This window comes from Vibrio harveyi (assembly GCF_030060435.1).
GTDB lineage: Bacteria > Pseudomonadota > Gammaproteobacteria > Enterobacterales > Vibrionaceae > Vibrio > Vibrio harveyi.
In genome coordinates this window covers 1,955,450-1,970,918 of record NZ_CP125876.1, presented here as the reverse complement: position 1 = coordinate 1,970,918, position 15,469 = coordinate 1,955,450, and the positions used below count along the sequence as shown (strand labels likewise).

Annotated in this window: 12 protein-coding genes; 9 read left to right on the top strand and 3 right to left on the bottom strand. The window is 43.6% G+C overall.

The genetic code is table 11. The annotated features are described in order from the left end of the window. Nucleotides 1-8 precede the first annotated feature (8 nt). The 4 genes from tssC to tssG all read left to right on the top strand — a co-directional run bounded on the left by tssC (nucleotide 9) and on the right by tssG (nucleotide 4,710). Nucleotides 9-1,484, top strand: coding sequence for a type VI secretion system contractile sheath large subunit (gene tssC / locus QMY49_RS25330; protein WP_005449474.1), 1,476 nt, complete (start codon nucleotides 9-11; stop codon nucleotides 1,482-1,484). 61 nt (nucleotides 1,485-1,545) lie between these two features. Then, nucleotides 1,546-1,956: a type VI secretion system baseplate subunit TssE gene (tssE, locus tag QMY49_RS25325; RefSeq protein WP_005449472.1), complete on the top strand. Its 411-nt coding sequence runs from the start codon at nucleotides 1,546-1,548 to the stop codon at nucleotides 1,954-1,956. A gap of 10 nt (nucleotides 1,957-1,966) precedes the next feature. Beyond that, nucleotides 1,967-3,715 (top strand): type VI secretion system baseplate subunit TssF, encoded by a 1,749-nt coding sequence (gene tssF / locus QMY49_RS25320; RefSeq protein WP_283315218.1) that lies wholly within the window; start codon nucleotides 1,967-1,969, stop codon nucleotides 3,713-3,715. Further along, a complete protein-coding gene (gene tssG / locus QMY49_RS25315; protein ID WP_050933118.1) occupies nucleotides 3,712-4,710 on the top strand; it encodes a type VI secretion system baseplate subunit TssG in 999 nt (332 codons plus the stop codon). The genes tssF and tssG overlap by 4 nt, the downstream gene beginning before the upstream one ends. 97 nt (nucleotides 4,711-4,807) lie before the next feature. Here the strand turns inward: tssG and QMY49_RS25310 are convergent, their stop codons facing one another. Genes QMY49_RS25310 through QMY49_RS25300 form a run of 3 tightly spaced genes read right to left on the bottom strand, consistent with a single transcriptional unit; the run spans nucleotide 4,808 to nucleotide 10,014 of the window. Continuing rightward, nucleotides 4,808-5,260: an Lrp/AsnC family transcriptional regulator gene (locus QMY49_RS25310; protein ID WP_005449466.1), complete on the bottom strand. Its 453-nt coding sequence runs from the start codon at nucleotides 5,258-5,260 to the stop codon at nucleotides 4,808-4,810. Between the two features lie 32 nt (nucleotides 5,261-5,292). Then, on the bottom strand, nucleotides 5,293-8,682 hold the full coding sequence (gene tssM / locus QMY49_RS25305; RefSeq protein WP_283315213.1) for a type VI secretion system membrane subunit TssM: 3,390 nt from the start codon (nucleotides 8,680-8,682) through the stop codon (nucleotides 5,293-5,295). A gap of 27 nt (nucleotides 8,683-8,709) precedes the next feature. Then, on the bottom strand, nucleotides 8,710-10,014 hold the full coding sequence (locus tag QMY49_RS25300; protein ID WP_283315211.1) for a type VI secretion system ImpA family N-terminal domain-containing protein: 1,305 nt from the start codon (nucleotides 10,012-10,014) through the stop codon (nucleotides 8,710-8,712). A gap of 623 nt (nucleotides 10,015-10,637) precedes the next feature. On the opposite strand from QMY49_RS25300, the gene QMY49_RS25295 reads away from it, so the two are divergent. The 5 genes from QMY49_RS25295 to icmH are packed head-to-tail and all read left to right on the top strand — an operon-like array spanning nucleotide 10,638 to nucleotide 15,379. Beyond that, nucleotides 10,638-11,237, top strand: coding sequence for a hypothetical protein (locus QMY49_RS25295; protein WP_005449462.1), 600 nt, complete (start codon nucleotides 10,638-10,640; stop codon nucleotides 11,235-11,237). Between the two features lie 9 nt (nucleotides 11,238-11,246). After that, entirely contained in the window at nucleotides 11,247-12,761 is a 1,515-nt protein-coding gene (locus tag QMY49_RS25290) for a type VI secretion system-associated FHA domain protein (protein WP_009696476.1), read from the top strand. Further along, on the top strand, nucleotides 12,754-13,254 hold the full coding sequence (gene tssJ / locus QMY49_RS25285; protein ID WP_005449460.1) for a type VI secretion system lipoprotein TssJ: 501 nt from the start codon (nucleotides 12,754-12,756) through the stop codon (nucleotides 13,252-13,254). Before QMY49_RS25290 ends, tssJ begins: the two co-directional genes overlap by 8 nt. Nucleotides 13,255-13,265: 11 nt before the next feature. Further along, nucleotides 13,266-14,591 carry a type VI secretion system baseplate subunit TssK gene (gene tssK / locus QMY49_RS25280; protein ID WP_283315207.1) on the top strand — a complete coding sequence of 442 codons (1,326 nt, stop codon included), beginning with the start codon at nucleotides 13,266-13,268 and terminating at the stop codon, nucleotides 14,589-14,591. After that, on the top strand, nucleotides 14,588-15,379 hold the full coding sequence (gene icmH / locus QMY49_RS25275) for a type IVB secretion system protein IcmH/DotU (protein WP_025505396.1): 792 nt from the start codon (nucleotides 14,588-14,590) through the stop codon (nucleotides 15,377-15,379). Before tssK ends, icmH begins: the two co-directional genes overlap by 4 nt. The last annotated feature ends 90 nt before the right edge of the window (nucleotides 15,380-15,469 follow it).

The following is a 15,469-nucleotide window of genomic DNA, read 5'->3' as shown; positions in this document are numbered from 1 at the left end:
GGGATATCATGTCTGCAGAAGCACAAGCGCCAGAACAAGAAGCAGCCTTAGTTGAATCAGGCTCACTTCTGGATAGCATTCTTAACGAAACTCGTTTAAAGCCAAGTGATGAAGGTTTTGACGTTGCGAAACGCGGCGTAGAAGCATTCATCAGTGAGCTACTAAGCAGCTCGAACACAGAGAAAGTAGATCAATCTTTAGTTGATTTGATGATCTCTGAAATCGACCAAAAATTGTCTAAGCAGGTTGATGCGATTCTTCACAGCGAAGAAGTTCAAGCGATTGAATCAACGTGGCGTGGTCTTAAGTACCTTGTTGACCACACCGACTTCCGTGAGAACATTCAAATTGAACTGATCTCAGCGAAGAAAGATGAAGTTCTTGATGACTTCGAAGACGCACCAGAAGTGGTGAAGTCTGGTCTTTACAAACAAATCTACACGCGTGAATACGGTCAATTCGGTGGTAAACCTGTTGGTGCGGTAATCTGTGACTACGACATGTCAGCGTCGTCGCCAGACATCAAACTGATGGAATACATGGCGAACGTAGGTGCAATGTCTCATGCTCCATTTATCACGTCAGCATCGGCTAAATTCTTCGGTTTAGACAGCTACGAAGAATTACCAAACCTAAAAGATCTTAAATCTGTATTCGAAGGGCCACAGTACGCGAAATGGCGTGGTCTGCGTGAGCACGAAGATGCGCGTTATCTAGGTCTATGTACGTCTCGCTTCATGCTACGTACGCCTTACTCTGTAGAAGATAACCCAATTAAGGCGTTTGACTACGATGAGCAAGTGACAGATAGCCACGACAACTACCTATGGGGTAACTCAGCGTACGCAATGGCGTCTAAGATCAGTGAATCTTTTGCTAAGTACCGTTGGTGTCCTAACATCATTGGTCCTCAAAGTGGTGGTGCAGTTCAAGACCTACCGGTTTACAACTTTGAAGCAATGGGTCAAATCGAAACCAAGATCCCAACCGAGATCCTTGTTTCTGACCGTCGTGAGTATGAGCTAGCAGAAGAGGGCTTTATTGCGCTAACCATGCGTAAAGGTTCTGATAATGCAGCATTCTTCTCTGCAAACTCAGTTCAAAAACCAAAAGTGTTTGCGAATACGCCAGAAGGCAAACAAGCAGAGATGAACTACAAGCTGGGAACTCAGCTTCCTTACATGTTCATCATCAACCGTCTAGCACACTACATCAAAGTGCTACAACGCGAGCAAATCGGTTCTTGGAAAGAGCGTTCTGACCTAGAAATCGAACTGAACAAGTGGATTCGTCAATACGTTTCTGACCAGGAGAACCCGCCAGCGGAAGTTCGTGGTCGTCGTCCACTGCGCGCTGCTAAGGTTGAAGTATCAGACGTAGAAGGGGACCCAGGCTGGTATAAAGTATCAATGTCTGTGCGCCCTCACTTTAAGTACATGGGCGCAAGCTTCGACTTGTCTCTGGTTGGTAAACTAGACCAATAGCCCTTTGCTTAAACCAACAAGCAGCCAGTGAAGACTGGCTGCTTTTTTCGTAGGACCGAACATGGAAAAAGGTTATCGTCTTTTAGAGCGGATCGAGCTAGGTGAACCAAAGAATTGCTACGAGAAAGTGATGTCTCACAAGCATTTGATCGAGTCCATTCATTCTCATCTTGCTGATTTGCTGAACACGCATTCTGGTAACGCGATGATAGACAGTGATTATGGGCTGCCAGATTTTAACGACGTGCTTTCCAACAATACGAACCTCGTTCGTCATATTCAAAAGAACATCACATCAACCATAGAACGCTTTGAGCCGAGGCTTCTGAATGTCGAGGTTCATTACCGTGAAGATCACCATAACCCACTACAACTCGGTTTTGGTATTCACGGCGAAGTTTCCCATAACGGCGGTAAAGTCCCAATGTCGATCGATGTCTACATGGGAACCGACGGTCAATTTAACGTTTAGTAGGTGCCACTTGAGTAACAGTAAATACTTTCAAGATGAACTCACGTATTTGCGTGAGTCGGGGAGTGAGTTTGCCAAATATTACCCGAAGTTAACTCACTTTCTCTCTGAAGGAACCTTCGATCCAGATGTCGAGCGACTGCTTGAAGGTTTTGCTTTTCTGACCGGGCGTATTCGAGAAAAGATAGACGATGAGCTACCAGAGTTAACACAATCGTTAATGACGTTGCTTTGGCCCCACTACATGCGCTCGATTCCGTCTTTGTGTATCAGTGAACTCAAACCACATACGGGCAGTGTTACTGAGAAAACCCTAGTAAAACGTGGCGCAGAGATGGCAAGCGAACAGGTGGAAGGTACTCAGTGCCTTTTCCGCACTTGTTACGATGTAAATCTATACCCAATCACGATTGCCAACATTGAACAAACCAACAGTCGCACCAGCTCGGCGATTGATGTCACGGTGTCAACCGAGCATGGACTTGAATTGTCCCGCATCGGTTTGGATACGTTGCGTCTACACCTGCATGGTGAGATTCATATCACTCGCACAGTGTTTTTATGGTTATTCCGTTATTTGGATTACGTTGAACTGGATGTCGGTGGCGGCTACAAACATCGTCTTGGTCCAGAATACGTTAAGCCAGTAGGGCATGAAGAAGATGAGGCGCTGCTGCCTTATAGCAAAAACTCATTTGCGGGTTATCGTTTGCTGCAAGAGTTCTTTTCTTTGCCAGATAAGTTTATGTTCTTCGATATTAAAGGACTCGAGTGGCTAAAAGGCATCCCACAGCGCAGTACGGTGAAAATCAAATTCCACTTTAAGCGCGCATTGCCATCAGAAGTCGTGCTTAAAGATAAACATTTAAGGCTGCATTGCACACCCGCCGTAAACTTGTTCCAAAAGGATGGGGACCCAATTCGTTTAGAGCACCGCCGGAATGAATACAAAGTTCGCCCGCAGAGCAGCACCCAAGAACACTATGAAGTGTATTCGATTGAGCAAGTAGAGAGCTGGAGTAAAGATGATCGCCGTCGCAAACCGCTTATCGAATTCGAGTCTTTTGAGCACCAAATCAACCAACGTGATAAACGAGAGTTCTACAAATCGAAGGTAGGCGAGCGAGTAAGCGGAAGGGGTTTAGAGCGCTATATCTCGTTCCATACTCACAATGGTGACATTGCGGATTTAGGTACCGAAACAGTATTGATGAAACTGCAATGCAGTAACGCGGACCTAGCCGAACGTCTGTCGGTCGGTGACATCACTTATGCAACCCATAAATCACCAACGTATGCGACGTTTAGAAACATCACAAAACCGACCCAATCGGTCAGCCCTCAGGTAAACGGCGAGCTTCAATGGCAGCTGATCGCCAATATGTCGCTCAACTATTTGTCTTTAGCGAATATCGATGTGTTGAAAGTTCTGCTCTCTACTTACGACTTTCATTCTCGTGTAGACAGGCAAGCACATCGCGCGTCGATTCATCGACTTGATGGCATTATTTCTTCAGAGATGAAACCAATCGACCGTGTGTTCAGAGGCGTTTCAGTACGTGGTAATCAATTTAAGTTGGTTACTAACTCTCAATTCTTCGTAAACGAAGGCGATATGTTTCTCATGGCAACGGTACTGAACGAGTTCATTCGTCTGTATTCGAGTGTAAACTCTTTTACCGAGCTGGAAGTGTTTGATGAAGCAACCGGGGAAGTTTACAACTGGGCAAGCCTCATTGGGCAGCAGACGATTCTATGATTAATACACTTTCTGATAAGTCGAATGAGTTTAGCTTCTACCAAGCGGTGTTGCTGCTTGAGAAGCATTACCAGCTTGACCCAAATTCTAACTTTATCGCAGTCGGTGAGAACAAATACTTTCATCAAGAACGTATCGAGTTCAGTGTGTCGTCAAACCTTTGCTTTCCAAAGAGCGATATGGAATTTATCACCCATATGGAAAGAAACGGGCAGCAGTATTCACGCGTAGAAACGAACTTTCTTGGATTGCATGGTTCTAGCTCACCACTGCCAGCTTCTTATACTGAGAAACTTGCAGGGCGAGACCCAGATGACAATCCGGTAAAAGACTTTTTTGATTTCTTCCATAATCGCTATACCAGTTTGCTGTATCGCGTATGGAAGAAATACCGTTACCATGTACAGTATCAAAGTGGTGCGAACGACGCTTTTTCCGGGCGTATACTGCATTTGGCTGGTCTATCCGGCGTAATGCAAGATTGCGACGTCGCTGAGTTAGATCGAGCGAAAATTCTCTCTTACGTGAACCAACTGTCCACACGCACACGTTCTCCTAAGTTGATTTCAGGTATAGTTTCACACTACTTTTCGTTACCTAGTGTCCGTATCGAAGAGTGGGTATATAGGCGTGTTGAAATTGCTGAAAGTCAGCGAAACAAACTAAACCGTTCCAATTGTGTGTTAGGTCAAAGCTTACATTTAGGGCAAAGCATTGCAGACTTAAACGGTAAGTTTAATTTGTGCATCGACAACATTGATTTTGAAACTTTTAAGCAGTTTTCTTACGATGGTGAGTTACATAAAACCTTAGTAGGTTTGATGCGTTTTATTTTGCGTGACCCGATGTCTTGGGATCTTAAGCTAACGGTTAACCTCGATACTATCCCTGAAAACCAACTGGGGAATGGGGAAGGGAACCAGTTAGGGCAAACATTTTGGCTTGGTAATCCGGGTGACAAAGACGCTAAGATTCGCCTGATTGGCAGCATCTAATGCTTAGCATATGATGGGGAAAACGCCAGTTACAATAAAGCCGCGAGTTGTTCGCGGCTTTTTCGTCTGTATAGAATATTTGGCGGGAACCAAAAACTTATCGGCTGATTGGTTGATGAAGAACAACCGTCGTGTCGAGCTTCTGAATACCGCTAAAAGATTCAATCTCATTACATAGATGGTGAATAGACTGAAGGTCTGGTGCTTCTATAAGCGCGATAATATCGAAGCTACCACCTACAACGCTTGTCAGTCGTACCTCTGGAATTTCTTTAAGGGCATTTGTTACGTCGTTTTTTTTGCCCTTTTCGCAAGAAATCAGCAGGTAGCTGGCAGCTTTGCGACCTTCATTTTCAACGCGGATTTGTGCAGTGTAGCCTTTTATAATCCCCGTTTTTTCCAATCTATTAATTCTTTCTGCAACAGCAGTACGAGACAAACCGATATTTCGAGATAGATTCGCAATCGACTCTCGCCCGTTAGATAACAGACTGGAAAGTATTTTACGATCTAACTTGTCTAAGCCTTGTAAAGTCATGTTTGAAATCATGTGTTCTGCCTATTCTGGTTTTTATATTGTTATTAAATCGACTCTGGGAGTGTAAAGTTATACAGCTCAGCTAGAGTGAATGGGTTTTTCTGTGTCAAAGGGGTGATACGAAGGCTCAAATCCCTTCCTGACACTTTTATGTCACTGACGAAGCTACCGTTATGAGTGTTTGTCAGGGTCGAATCACCTAGCAATCTGTATATCGCCCACTGACCACTCTTATTTAGAACGTGTTGTTTGCCTTCGTCTGTCACATCTTGGATCGTGATTCTTATATTGAAGTCACCGTTCTGCGGCGGCCACTCCATTTCACGAATTCGGCTCGGACCATGATAGTAGTTGATATCAGTGTCTGAAATTTTCAGACTGGCTCTGATAGCACTCGAATCAAGGTCTAGTACTTTCGCACTGAACGGGATGTAAACTCGGTTTGTACTCTTATTGATTAACGTATCGCGGATAACGTTGTAGTTGCGCAATTGCACCAATAGGGCAGGAGAAAGAGGCATGGTTTCGCCATCTACCTGTTTTGGTGTCCACAAGTTAGTATCGTAAAACGGTGCGAAGTTCTTCTGAATAAACGTGTCTAATAAACCACCTGATGCGAACAACAGCTCGAAGTCTTCAATTGAGATCTCTTCTGTCGCGTTCAGATCAAATGGGTATTTACCAAGCCCTAGCTCTTTAAACTTGGTGTAAATCTCGCTGTACCATTGGGTTTGAATGCCTTTTGCTGATTCTTTGATCATCACTGACCAGCTTTGCTGAACGACATCAAGTAACCAACTGCGCACTGGCTCTGGCGATTTCTGAGCAATCTGCTTAAGTTTAATCAATGGATCGGCTTCAGTGCTGTTCATTCGGTGCTGGGCTGCAGCAAGTGCGGCCATTTGCGGGTCTGGCGCATCAGCGATGTCTTTCATATAAGTACGAACACGGCTTAATGCTGCAATCGTTTCATCCCACGGAGTAGGGGAGTTAGGTGTTTCACTGACTTGAAGTTGGTTCAACAGGTGGAAGGCTTGTTCGACACGCTTCATTAACAAGTAGTCAGGCTTCACTGCTTCTTCTACTGCTTCTGATGCCGAATCTGCTGCTTCTGCCAGTTTCGGGTTTACTTTAGCAATCAATGCATTCTTCTCGCCGACAGGGGAGAACTGAGTGTTGGCGTAGACTTGCTTTAACACTGTGGTCATCGGCGAAGATGGACCTGAAATTAAGTCGATAGCATTGGTTAGATCACCGACATTGTTGTAATGGTGGACTTTCAGTTCACTCAGTGCATTACGCCAGTAGTTGATGTAGTCATCGGTGTACTTCTTACGGACTTGAGTTTTGAACGCTTCTTGTTCTTGTTTCGTAGGGATAACGTGGTTAGATAAACCAAGAACCCAGTTGTCACTGATCACTTGTTGTGACATCAAATCCACACGAGGGCGATAGAAGGTACTAAAGCCTGTTGAAGTGTAAACCTTATCGATGACCAAGCGGTTATCGTCGAGTGGTTCGTTGAAAACGTTATTGAATTCGAAGCCAACCGCGCGTTGAAGATCGAGCGTACCAAGGTCGATGGCATCTGCTTGGTTCAATATACCAGCATAAACAAGATCTACGTTAGAGTGAGCAAGCAATGAGCGTCGAGTAGCGCGAACAATGTCCATGTTGATGTCGACAGGGGCAAACTGGGTACGGAAATAAGCATCCAAGTAACGCATTGCCTGATTCACAACATCTGGTTTGTCACTCAAATCGTTTAATGTTTGTAGCGTCTGACGACGTAGGAATTGAATATCGCGCTTGGATGGATCATTCAGCATTAAGTAGCCTTTGAGTAAAGGCAGTGTCGCAGTAATGTCGTGCTGATTATGAGTCAGTTCCAGACGGTAGCCTTTCTCAACAACTGGCATGAGCTGTTGTGAGACTTCTTTGAGCAGTGCTTCGTAGGCCAGTCTTGTCGTTTGGTCCAAGCGGCTGATGTTCAAAGGTAGTACTTCTTCATCAAGCGCACGAGAACCTTCTAACCATGCGCTGTATGAAGGTTGAATTGCACGAGTCGCACTCACTAATAGCTGATTAAAGCTTGCTTCTTGTTCTACCTGCCCTTTGTCGTCAATGCCGAGCAGTTGGTTAATCACACGCAAGTTGCTATCTAGTGTTGTGACAAAGAAATAGCCGCCGCCAGCTATTAGAATAACTGATGCCAGCATAGCTAAATGGCTTTGGCGCTGAATCAAGCGCAGATACGTTTTGTTTTCTCCCGCAAAGTCGCTCTCCGGTAAGATCTGAGAATCAATCAAGAAACGAGAGAAGTAAGGGGTTTCTGTAAGTTGTGTGTGCTCAGAAGCAATGATCGGCAAATTGAAGTAATTGCTGCAGCTTTTCGCCAACAAGTTGTACTTACGACCGCCTTGCAAGCTAGAACAGAAGAAGATCTCACGAATATCGAGAGAGTAAACACCACTGTTTGCATCACAAAGGCGTTCAAGTACATAACTAATTTCTACTTGGCAAAGTTCAAATTGTTTTGGGAAAGCAAGAATGGCTTGTTTTTCGTCGATATCCGCTGAGTTTGCGGATGCGTCTAACGCATTCGTTTCCAGCACTTTCACTAAGTTACGGAATCCGTCACGATAGTACTCAGTGATTACGCCTTTCGCTTCTTTTAAAGGAATGGAAAGAAACTCTACTCGAGTCTTAAGAGAGCTGAAATGAACGTATTCTTTGAAACCATCTAGCTTATCAAGCTTAGACATCATCATGTAAACAGGCAGTGCTGAAGACGTTTTCTCGCTGATAGAGCTTAGTCTCTGCAACAGGGCAGTAATCGTGTAGTCTTTTTGTTCTGATTCTGAAACGATCATGAATTCAAAGTCTGTAAAGAATAGACATCCAGAAAATGGTTTTCTTGGACGATGACGAATAACTTCATCAACGAATGTATTCCACAGTGATGCGTCGCTACTGGATACCTCTTGAAATACGAGGCGTTGGTCTGGTTTGACATAAACGGCACTGTCAGACTCATACCATTCAAAGAAGTCATTTTTTGCCGTACGAGAACGGTCCATCGGTTTAATCGCACTGGAGTTAAACAAAAATTGGCGTCGTCCAGAACCTTTATTACCAATCATTAGATAAATTGGCTTTTTTCCAGCGTTAGAAAGAAGAGGGCGAATCACCATTGAAAGCGCCTCTTCTTCGGTTTCTAAACGTTGTGCTTTTGAGTTGTTCTTTTTCTTAAGCCACAGTGAAAACTGGAATATAAGATAAAAGGTAGCAATGACTCCTAGACCAATCCATAGATAAAGCTTATCTGCATCTTCGAGTAAGAATAAATATACTGCTGCAAATATTACAGCCAAGATTAAAGCCACTATGGTAGAAACCACGATCGGGTTTCTTAGTATTTTTTGTTTGAACATAAGCCTATAACTTCTTTACTTGTATTGTTATTTATTGTCGTTTGACGCAGTTTTTAACTGATTAATCTTATATAGGTAGGTGTTCAGTAAAAGGAGGGAGCGCTCAATTTCCTTTTGCTGCGCATTTTTTTCTGCAAACTCTATTCGACCCAGAAGGGGAAATAGCGAATTGCTATACTCATACGCCTTCTTAGAGTCTTTATCTGAATTCTGATTAGCGACATTAGCGAATACCGTCCTAGCATAGGTAAAGCGTTTGTATATGACATCGAATTCATTTTCGAAACGAGAACGTTGATCTAAAAAATTCTCACGAAGTTGTTGAGCTGAAGATGAGTCAGGGTAGATTTCCGTCAATTCATGAGTGAGCTCATCAATCGTATTTACTCTGCTTACTTTTACAGGATCGAGCGTCCAATCCGTCATCAACGTATCTAATCGTTCTATCGTTGCTGAACGTAAAGAGAGGGAGTGATCTTTGTTTTCAACGCTAAATGAGCCGACGATGTTCGTCAGCTCTGTCAAAGAGGCATGCTCAATCTCAACTTTTAGTGTCTGAAACTGATGTTGCTTATAAATAAAGTGAGAAGCCAAAGCCGCACCCAGTAGTCCAACCACGGAGAGCAGCACAACGCGGCTTGATTTGGATGTTTCAGGCTCTTGAGCTGGTGGTATATGTTTCGCATTGGTCTTCGGTGGTGGTGCGATATCAACTTTAATTCCAGTGACCGGTTTAGGCGGCTCTGGCTTAGTTTGCTTCGCTTCTAATGCCATGACTTCTTTGGCTTTCGCTTCCTTAATCTCTTCAATCCATTGATTCAAGATACGACGAATACGACCAAAAGATGGAGCCTTAATGCCATAGTGAATACGCAACTCTTCCTCTATGCGTAAACATAATTGATGTGCCGCTTCGATGAGAGGAAGTTCTTCTGGTAAAACTCGTTGTTTTTTGATTCGTTTCTCGGTGTATTCAACCATCCATTCGATGGCACTGATACGAGCATTAGCCTTTGCGTGTTCAGGGTAGGCGGTGTACCAATACACGACACACAAATCAAGCAACGAGTTCAAACCCTCAACTAAGCCTTTTAAGCCATCGTTGTGGGTGGCGGCTACAGTAAAGTAACAGCTACATCGAAAGTCTTTGCCTTGAGTGCTAAGAATCTTCTTTGACAGAGTCTGAACAGTCTTCCATGAGACTCTTCCGGTTACTTTATTTAAGTTATTTATTTGACGCTTTATTTCGTCAAAATCATCTAAGCCATTAGGATTTGATCCACTAGGGTTACTTTCATCGATCGGTCTTCGAGTGAAGTCGCTGAAAAACATATTTTTTTAATTCCAACTGATTATATGGAAGGCAGAAGTTGACCATTTAATTATAAATGCACTGCTATCATCTTTTTTTTGAGGGATTTTATAGGCAAAAGAAAGAATTTGAATCTTAAATAATATCTAAATCAATATAAATTAACTTAGTGTGACGTTCCTTCACAAAAAAAGTCGGTTATGTTGATTTGTTTGGTATTAGCTTTAGTGATGTATATTCCAATTGTTGAGACAAAAAATGAAATTAATGGATTTCCTAATATTAAGCGTAGTTATGAGAAAAGTTATTTTTTTGAATTAAGATCAAATTATTAAAATTAAGACAATGTCGGTCTCGAAAGTGTCTCAATATCGAAAACTAATCATTTGTTTAACATTTCTGAATCTAGATGATAGTGGGTTTTCTAATTAAGAGCGCGCTAATTTAGTTGTTTTGATTGTGACCACAATATCTGTACAAATAACCTTTGCCGATTTTATGAATATATCAGTAGTTATATTGCTTTTATTTATAGGTAATTTGCCTTATTTAATGGGGCTATTTTTAACCATATTGAAAAAGAAAAGAGACTTGATATCTTTCGTCCCTGAATATTATTACTAGGTTTTCCAAGAGGGATGAAATGCTAAAACCAAGTCAAGTTGGGCTAATCTCAGCCATGTGTTTGTTCTCTACTTTTGCTGTCGCGAAAGGTGAGCGGTATGGTGGCTCGGTCAGTATGCTTACGATTGAGAGCATTGACTATGACGAAGGTTCTAGCGGAGACGTAGATACGTTGCGGTATGGTCTTGTGCACACACGTCCGATCGACGAAAACAACAACCGCTGGCGCTGGTGGCTTGGTCTTAATTACCTTACAGAGGATGTTGACGCTCCTTCAAATGGGATTTACCAAGAGGTCACAAACTATGAGCTTCGTGTCGTTCCTCAATACGCACTGAGCTCTTGGAGTATCTTTACTCCATACGTTGGCGCCGGGCTTTCTCTTGGTTACTCGCAGTATTCGAATCGCTGGAAAGTAGACTCGGATGGCTTTCGTTACGAAAGTATTGATGACATCGACCAATTCGAACTTGGTGCAGTTGTTACTCTCGGCACTGCAATCAAACTGGGCAGTAACCCAGATGCACATATTCAGATTATTCCTCAAGCTTCCTACATTCTTCCGGTAGTCAATGACGGAGTTGGTGGGGTAGAGCTTTCTGTCTCTTTACTATTTTAAGGTTTAGCAATGCAAACACATCAGCTAGTCCTATTCATTTCAAAGTGTCCAGAGGAATACACGGGTGCCAAGCATATTGAAATGCCAGAAGGTGGCGGTTCAGTTGGTAGAGCGCCAAGCTGTACTCTCGCTTTGACAGATCACAACCGTTTTATTTCTGGTACACACTGCTTGGTCAGCGTATACGGAGACACTTTTTACATCAGTGATGTGTCTACAAATGGCACTATGGTCAACGGTAACAAGATCCTCAAGAACCAGCCGGTTTCGATTGTGGACGGTGATGTGATTTCTCTTGGTCAATACGAGATTGGTGTTTCATTGGAGCATGTTTCGGCTGCTCAAGACATTGCTGCGGATATTGCTCCAGAGCGTGTTTCCAATGACCCTCTTGTTAATCTTGGCGAGGCTGTGGTCGAGGAAGAGGAAAAAGTCGGTGCATTGGAAGATTTGTTCATGGAAACAAAACAAGACGATGTGGACAGTGATGACCCGATCGCTCACCTGAAGTTTTCGATGCAACGCGACGACGACCATCTTATTCGTGACGTCGAAAAGCCAGATGCTTCTCATTCCAAACCAATCGGAAATACACGACAAGTTGTTGATGATAGCTTTAGCATTCACTCAGAATTCGATATCCCTAATTTGATTCCAGAAGATTGGATGGCAGGTACAGAGACGAGCCAGGCATCAGTTGGACCAGAAATAGTGTCCGCTCAAAATCGCACAGTTATCCCAGAGGATTTTGCCAACTCCGAACCTCTTGCATCTCAAGCAGAGAGGGGGCGACCTGAAATCCATCAGTCTGGTTCGCAACCATTCGAGCAACGCGCTAATCCCTCAATTCAGCCGTCTCCACAAAGATCAGAGCCTGCCGGTCACAAGTGGGAAGAGGTAACACAAGCCTTTATTCCTTCGACACAATCGTCTCAACAAGAAGTGAAAACTACAGAAACGAAAGTGGGCTTTGTTAGCAATGAATCGTTGAACCCAGAGAAAGAAGGCGCTTCCTCTGACATTAGTAAAGCCTTCTACGAAGGTTTAGGGATCAGTAATCCAGATTTGATCAGCGACGAAGCCTTGCTGTTTAAGCAAATGGGAACGTGTCTTCGTCTGTGTATCGACAATTTGCAAAAAGACCTTCATGAGGTGGAATCACTTAAAGGTGAACAGGGATTAAGTGAAGCGGATTCGAATCTTGCGGAACTGATGTTGACGCTAAACAGCCAGAACCTTCTATCTCCTAACGAATTGGTAGAGCAAATGTTGGATGAGCTCAACGACCATCAAATTATTTTTAATAAGGCACTCAATGAGTTGCTGATCGAGCAGTCAGAGACGAATGACCCTGTCACGTTTGCAAGCGATGTGGCAAGTAAATCTATGTTCACCACTAAATCAAAGTTGTGGGGTGAATATGTGGAGTTTTACGCCAATAACCGTCGCCAGATGAATGAGATGTCATTGAAAGGTCTGATCAAGAAAAACTACACCAAAGCGATTAAGGGAAGTCATGCGTAGTATTGCGATGTTGCTCGGATGTGCTTTGCTATCCGGTTGTTCCATGTGGGACCAATTTAAAGAGTCAACGGGAATTACACCCGAAACGTCCTCAGTCGAATTAGTGATTGAGGCATCTTCTGTGCTTAATGTTCGTGAAGGTGGTCAATCCTCCCCAGTTATTTTGCGTGTTCATGAACTGACATCACCAGTGCTATTTCGCAGCTTAGATTTCTTCGCACTGTTTGAAAACGACAAAGCGTCGTTAGGCGATGAATACATCAAACGTTACGAATACCAAATGCAACCGGGTGACAAAATCCATGAATTTTTGGAGCTTGACCCTGCCACTCGCGCTGTCGGATTTTCGGTAGCGTTTCGCGATATTGATGGCTCTTCTTGGCGCAAAGTTGAAGTGATTGAAGAGAAGAGTGAGTACTACATCAAACTTAAGTTAGAAGGCAGTGAGTTAATTTCTGACAACACTCGCGGCATTGAACAAGTTTACTTTTAAGGAATAAAATCATGTCTTTATACAATCCAGTTGTTTGGCAAGATGGAATGTTCATGAAGCCGCAGCACTTTCAGCAACTCGATCGTTCGCAAAGTAAACTGTCGAGTATGTTGAGCGCTAATGCATCGCCTTTGCATTGGGGAATTAAGCGTTTAGATATTAACTCGCAACTGCTGGCGTTGGGTAAAATTGGTATTACTCGCGCTGAAGGCATTCTTCAAGACCGAACCCCTTTTGATCTGCCACTGCTCGCTGAACTGCCAGAAGTAAAAGACGTTGATCCTTCAATTGCCGATAAAGTGGTTTATCTTTGTTGTCCATTACCCTCTGAGCGTTCTGAACTATTCGGCACTAAGAAAGACGGTGCTCGTTATACGATGGAATCGCAAGAAGCAGTCGACGCTTGTTATGATTCGGAAGACATGGCAAACATCGTGGTCGGTAAGCTTAACTTTTGCTTGATGTATGACCATGAAGACAAGAGTGCGTACACATCTATTCCAATTCTAAAGATCTCAGAAGTGAAGCCAGATGGCAGTGTCATCTTAGATGATAGCTTTATTCCGACTTGTATTGATATTCATGCTTCAACTGTACTGAACAAGTTCGCAACCGAGTTTGCCTCTATGTTGAAACATCGCGCAGAGTCTATCGTTCAGCGTTTAGGTGTTGTTGACCAGCAAGGTGTATCTTCAGTTTCTGATTTTATGCTGCTTCAAGCTCTCAACCGATATGAACCATTGTTTTGGCATTTCGCCAGTGCAGAAGGTATTCACCCTGAGTCGTTTTATCGCATTCTTCTTCAAGCAGAAGGCGAGCTTTCAACCTTGTGTTCTGCATCTCGTCGACCAGTCGAGTTCACTAAGTACAACCATGGCGACTTAACCAGTTGTCTATCGCGTACGCTTGATAGCGCAAAAATGACATTGAGTGTGATGTCAGAGCAACGCGCAATCCCACTGACGTTGAAAGACCAAAACTACGGTATTAGAACTGCAGCGATTCCAGACAGTAAGATCATCGACACAACGACCTTTATCCTTGCGGTTAAAGCAGATGTTACTTTGGATGTTCTTCACACCCAGTTTGTTAGCCAAACGAAGATCGGTTCTATCGACAACATTCGTGACTTGATCAATCTGCAACTGCCAGGTATCGAGATAAAACCAATGCCAGTTGTGCCTCGTGCGTTGCCTTACCACGCTGGCTACACCTATTTCGAACTGGATAAGACAGGTGAAGAGTGGGCGGCACTGAAAAACACTGCTGCGATAGCGGTTCACGTAGCCGGCGACTTTGCTAACTTATCATTGCAACTATGGGCTGTTCGTCTATGAGTTACGCAGAAACCGACGTTACCGTAGTTTTATTCCAACCAGAGCCTGGCAAACCTATGGAGGTGATGCCAGCGCCGGACCTGTCTCGTAATATCGCGGTACAAGACTTAAACATCGAAAACATGGGCATCAACCCTTTGGTCGACCAGTTCTCATGGTTGATCGCCAGTTTATCTTGCATGTCTTCGATTCCTTGGCTTGATGACCCAATGCCGTTTCGTGAGCAAGTGGCTCGTGAGATAAGAAAAGGCGAGCGTAAGCTCAATGAAATGGAATTGGATCGCGCATCCATTTTGGTCATCCGCTACTGTTTGTGTGCCGCGATTGATGAATCGGTCTGCCGACAAGAGTGGGGCGCTAACAGTCATTGGAGCCAGAACAGTTTGCTATCCGAGTTTCACAATGAAACATCTGGCGGTGATAAGTTTTTCGTCATTCTCGAACGTTTAAAAGCCGACCCACGCAAATACCGTCACGTTATTGAATTTTTGTACTTACTGCTTCAACTCGGTTTTCAGGGAAAATACGGTCGTGAAGAACGCGGTAACGAAAAGCTCGCTGAAATTGGCAATACCATTTATCGCTTGGTACGAGACGAACGCTTGGCAGAGCAAGAGAAAGTCTCTCTCGTTAACCTTAAGGCCAAGTATCTTAAGAAGCCGTTAAAAAGGGTTGTCTCACCCAAGCTGATTTTAGGTATCAGCGCGATTACCTTCGCAATCATGTATGCAGCGACCTACATCGTCATCGATTTAAAATTCCAGCAACTGCTTGAAGTGTATCGATAAACAGGAGAACTCAAAATGAGATCTTCTGCCAGTTTTCAGCTTTATCGTGAGTATTACTAGCTTATTAGTGAAATTCACTAGGTATTTAGA

What these genes read in the sequence shown, in the direction of transcription:
- tssJ (WP_005449460.1), top strand. Translation starts at nt 12,754, where the DNA reads ATGCGTAGTATTGCGATGTTGCTCGGATGTGCTTTGCTATCCGGTTGT.
- icmH (WP_025505396.1), top strand. Translation starts at nt 14,588, where the DNA reads ATGAGTTACGCAGAAACCGACGTTACCGTAGTTTTATTCCAACCAGAG.
- tssG (WP_050933118.1), top strand. Translation starts at nt 3,712, where the DNA reads ATGATTAATACACTTTCTGATAAGTCGAATGAGTTTAGCTTCTACCAA.
- tssC (WP_005449474.1), top strand. Translation starts at nt 9, where the DNA reads ATGTCTGCAGAAGCACAAGCGCCAGAACAAGAAGCAGCCTTAGTTGAA.
- QMY49_RS25310 (WP_005449466.1), bottom strand. Translation starts at nt 5,260, where the DNA reads ATGATTTCAAACATGACTTTACAAGGCTTAGACAAGTTAGATCGTAAA.
- tssM (WP_283315213.1), bottom strand. Translation starts at nt 8,682, where the DNA reads ATGTTCAAACAAAAAATACTAAGAAACCCGATCGTGGTTTCTACCATA.
- QMY49_RS25300 (WP_283315211.1), bottom strand. Translation starts at nt 10,014, where the DNA reads ATGTTTTTCAGCGACTTCACTCGAAGACCGATCGATGAAAGTAACCCT.
- tssK (WP_283315207.1), top strand. Translation starts at nt 13,266, where the DNA reads ATGTCTTTATACAATCCAGTTGTTTGGCAAGATGGAATGTTCATGAAG.
- QMY49_RS25290 (WP_009696476.1), top strand. Translation starts at nt 11,247, where the DNA reads ATGCAAACACATCAGCTAGTCCTATTCATTTCAAAGTGTCCAGAGGAA.
- tssE (WP_005449472.1), top strand. Translation starts at nt 1,546, where the DNA reads ATGGAAAAAGGTTATCGTCTTTTAGAGCGGATCGAGCTAGGTGAACCA.
- QMY49_RS25295 (WP_005449462.1), top strand. Translation starts at nt 10,638, where the DNA reads ATGCTAAAACCAAGTCAAGTTGGGCTAATCTCAGCCATGTGTTTGTTC.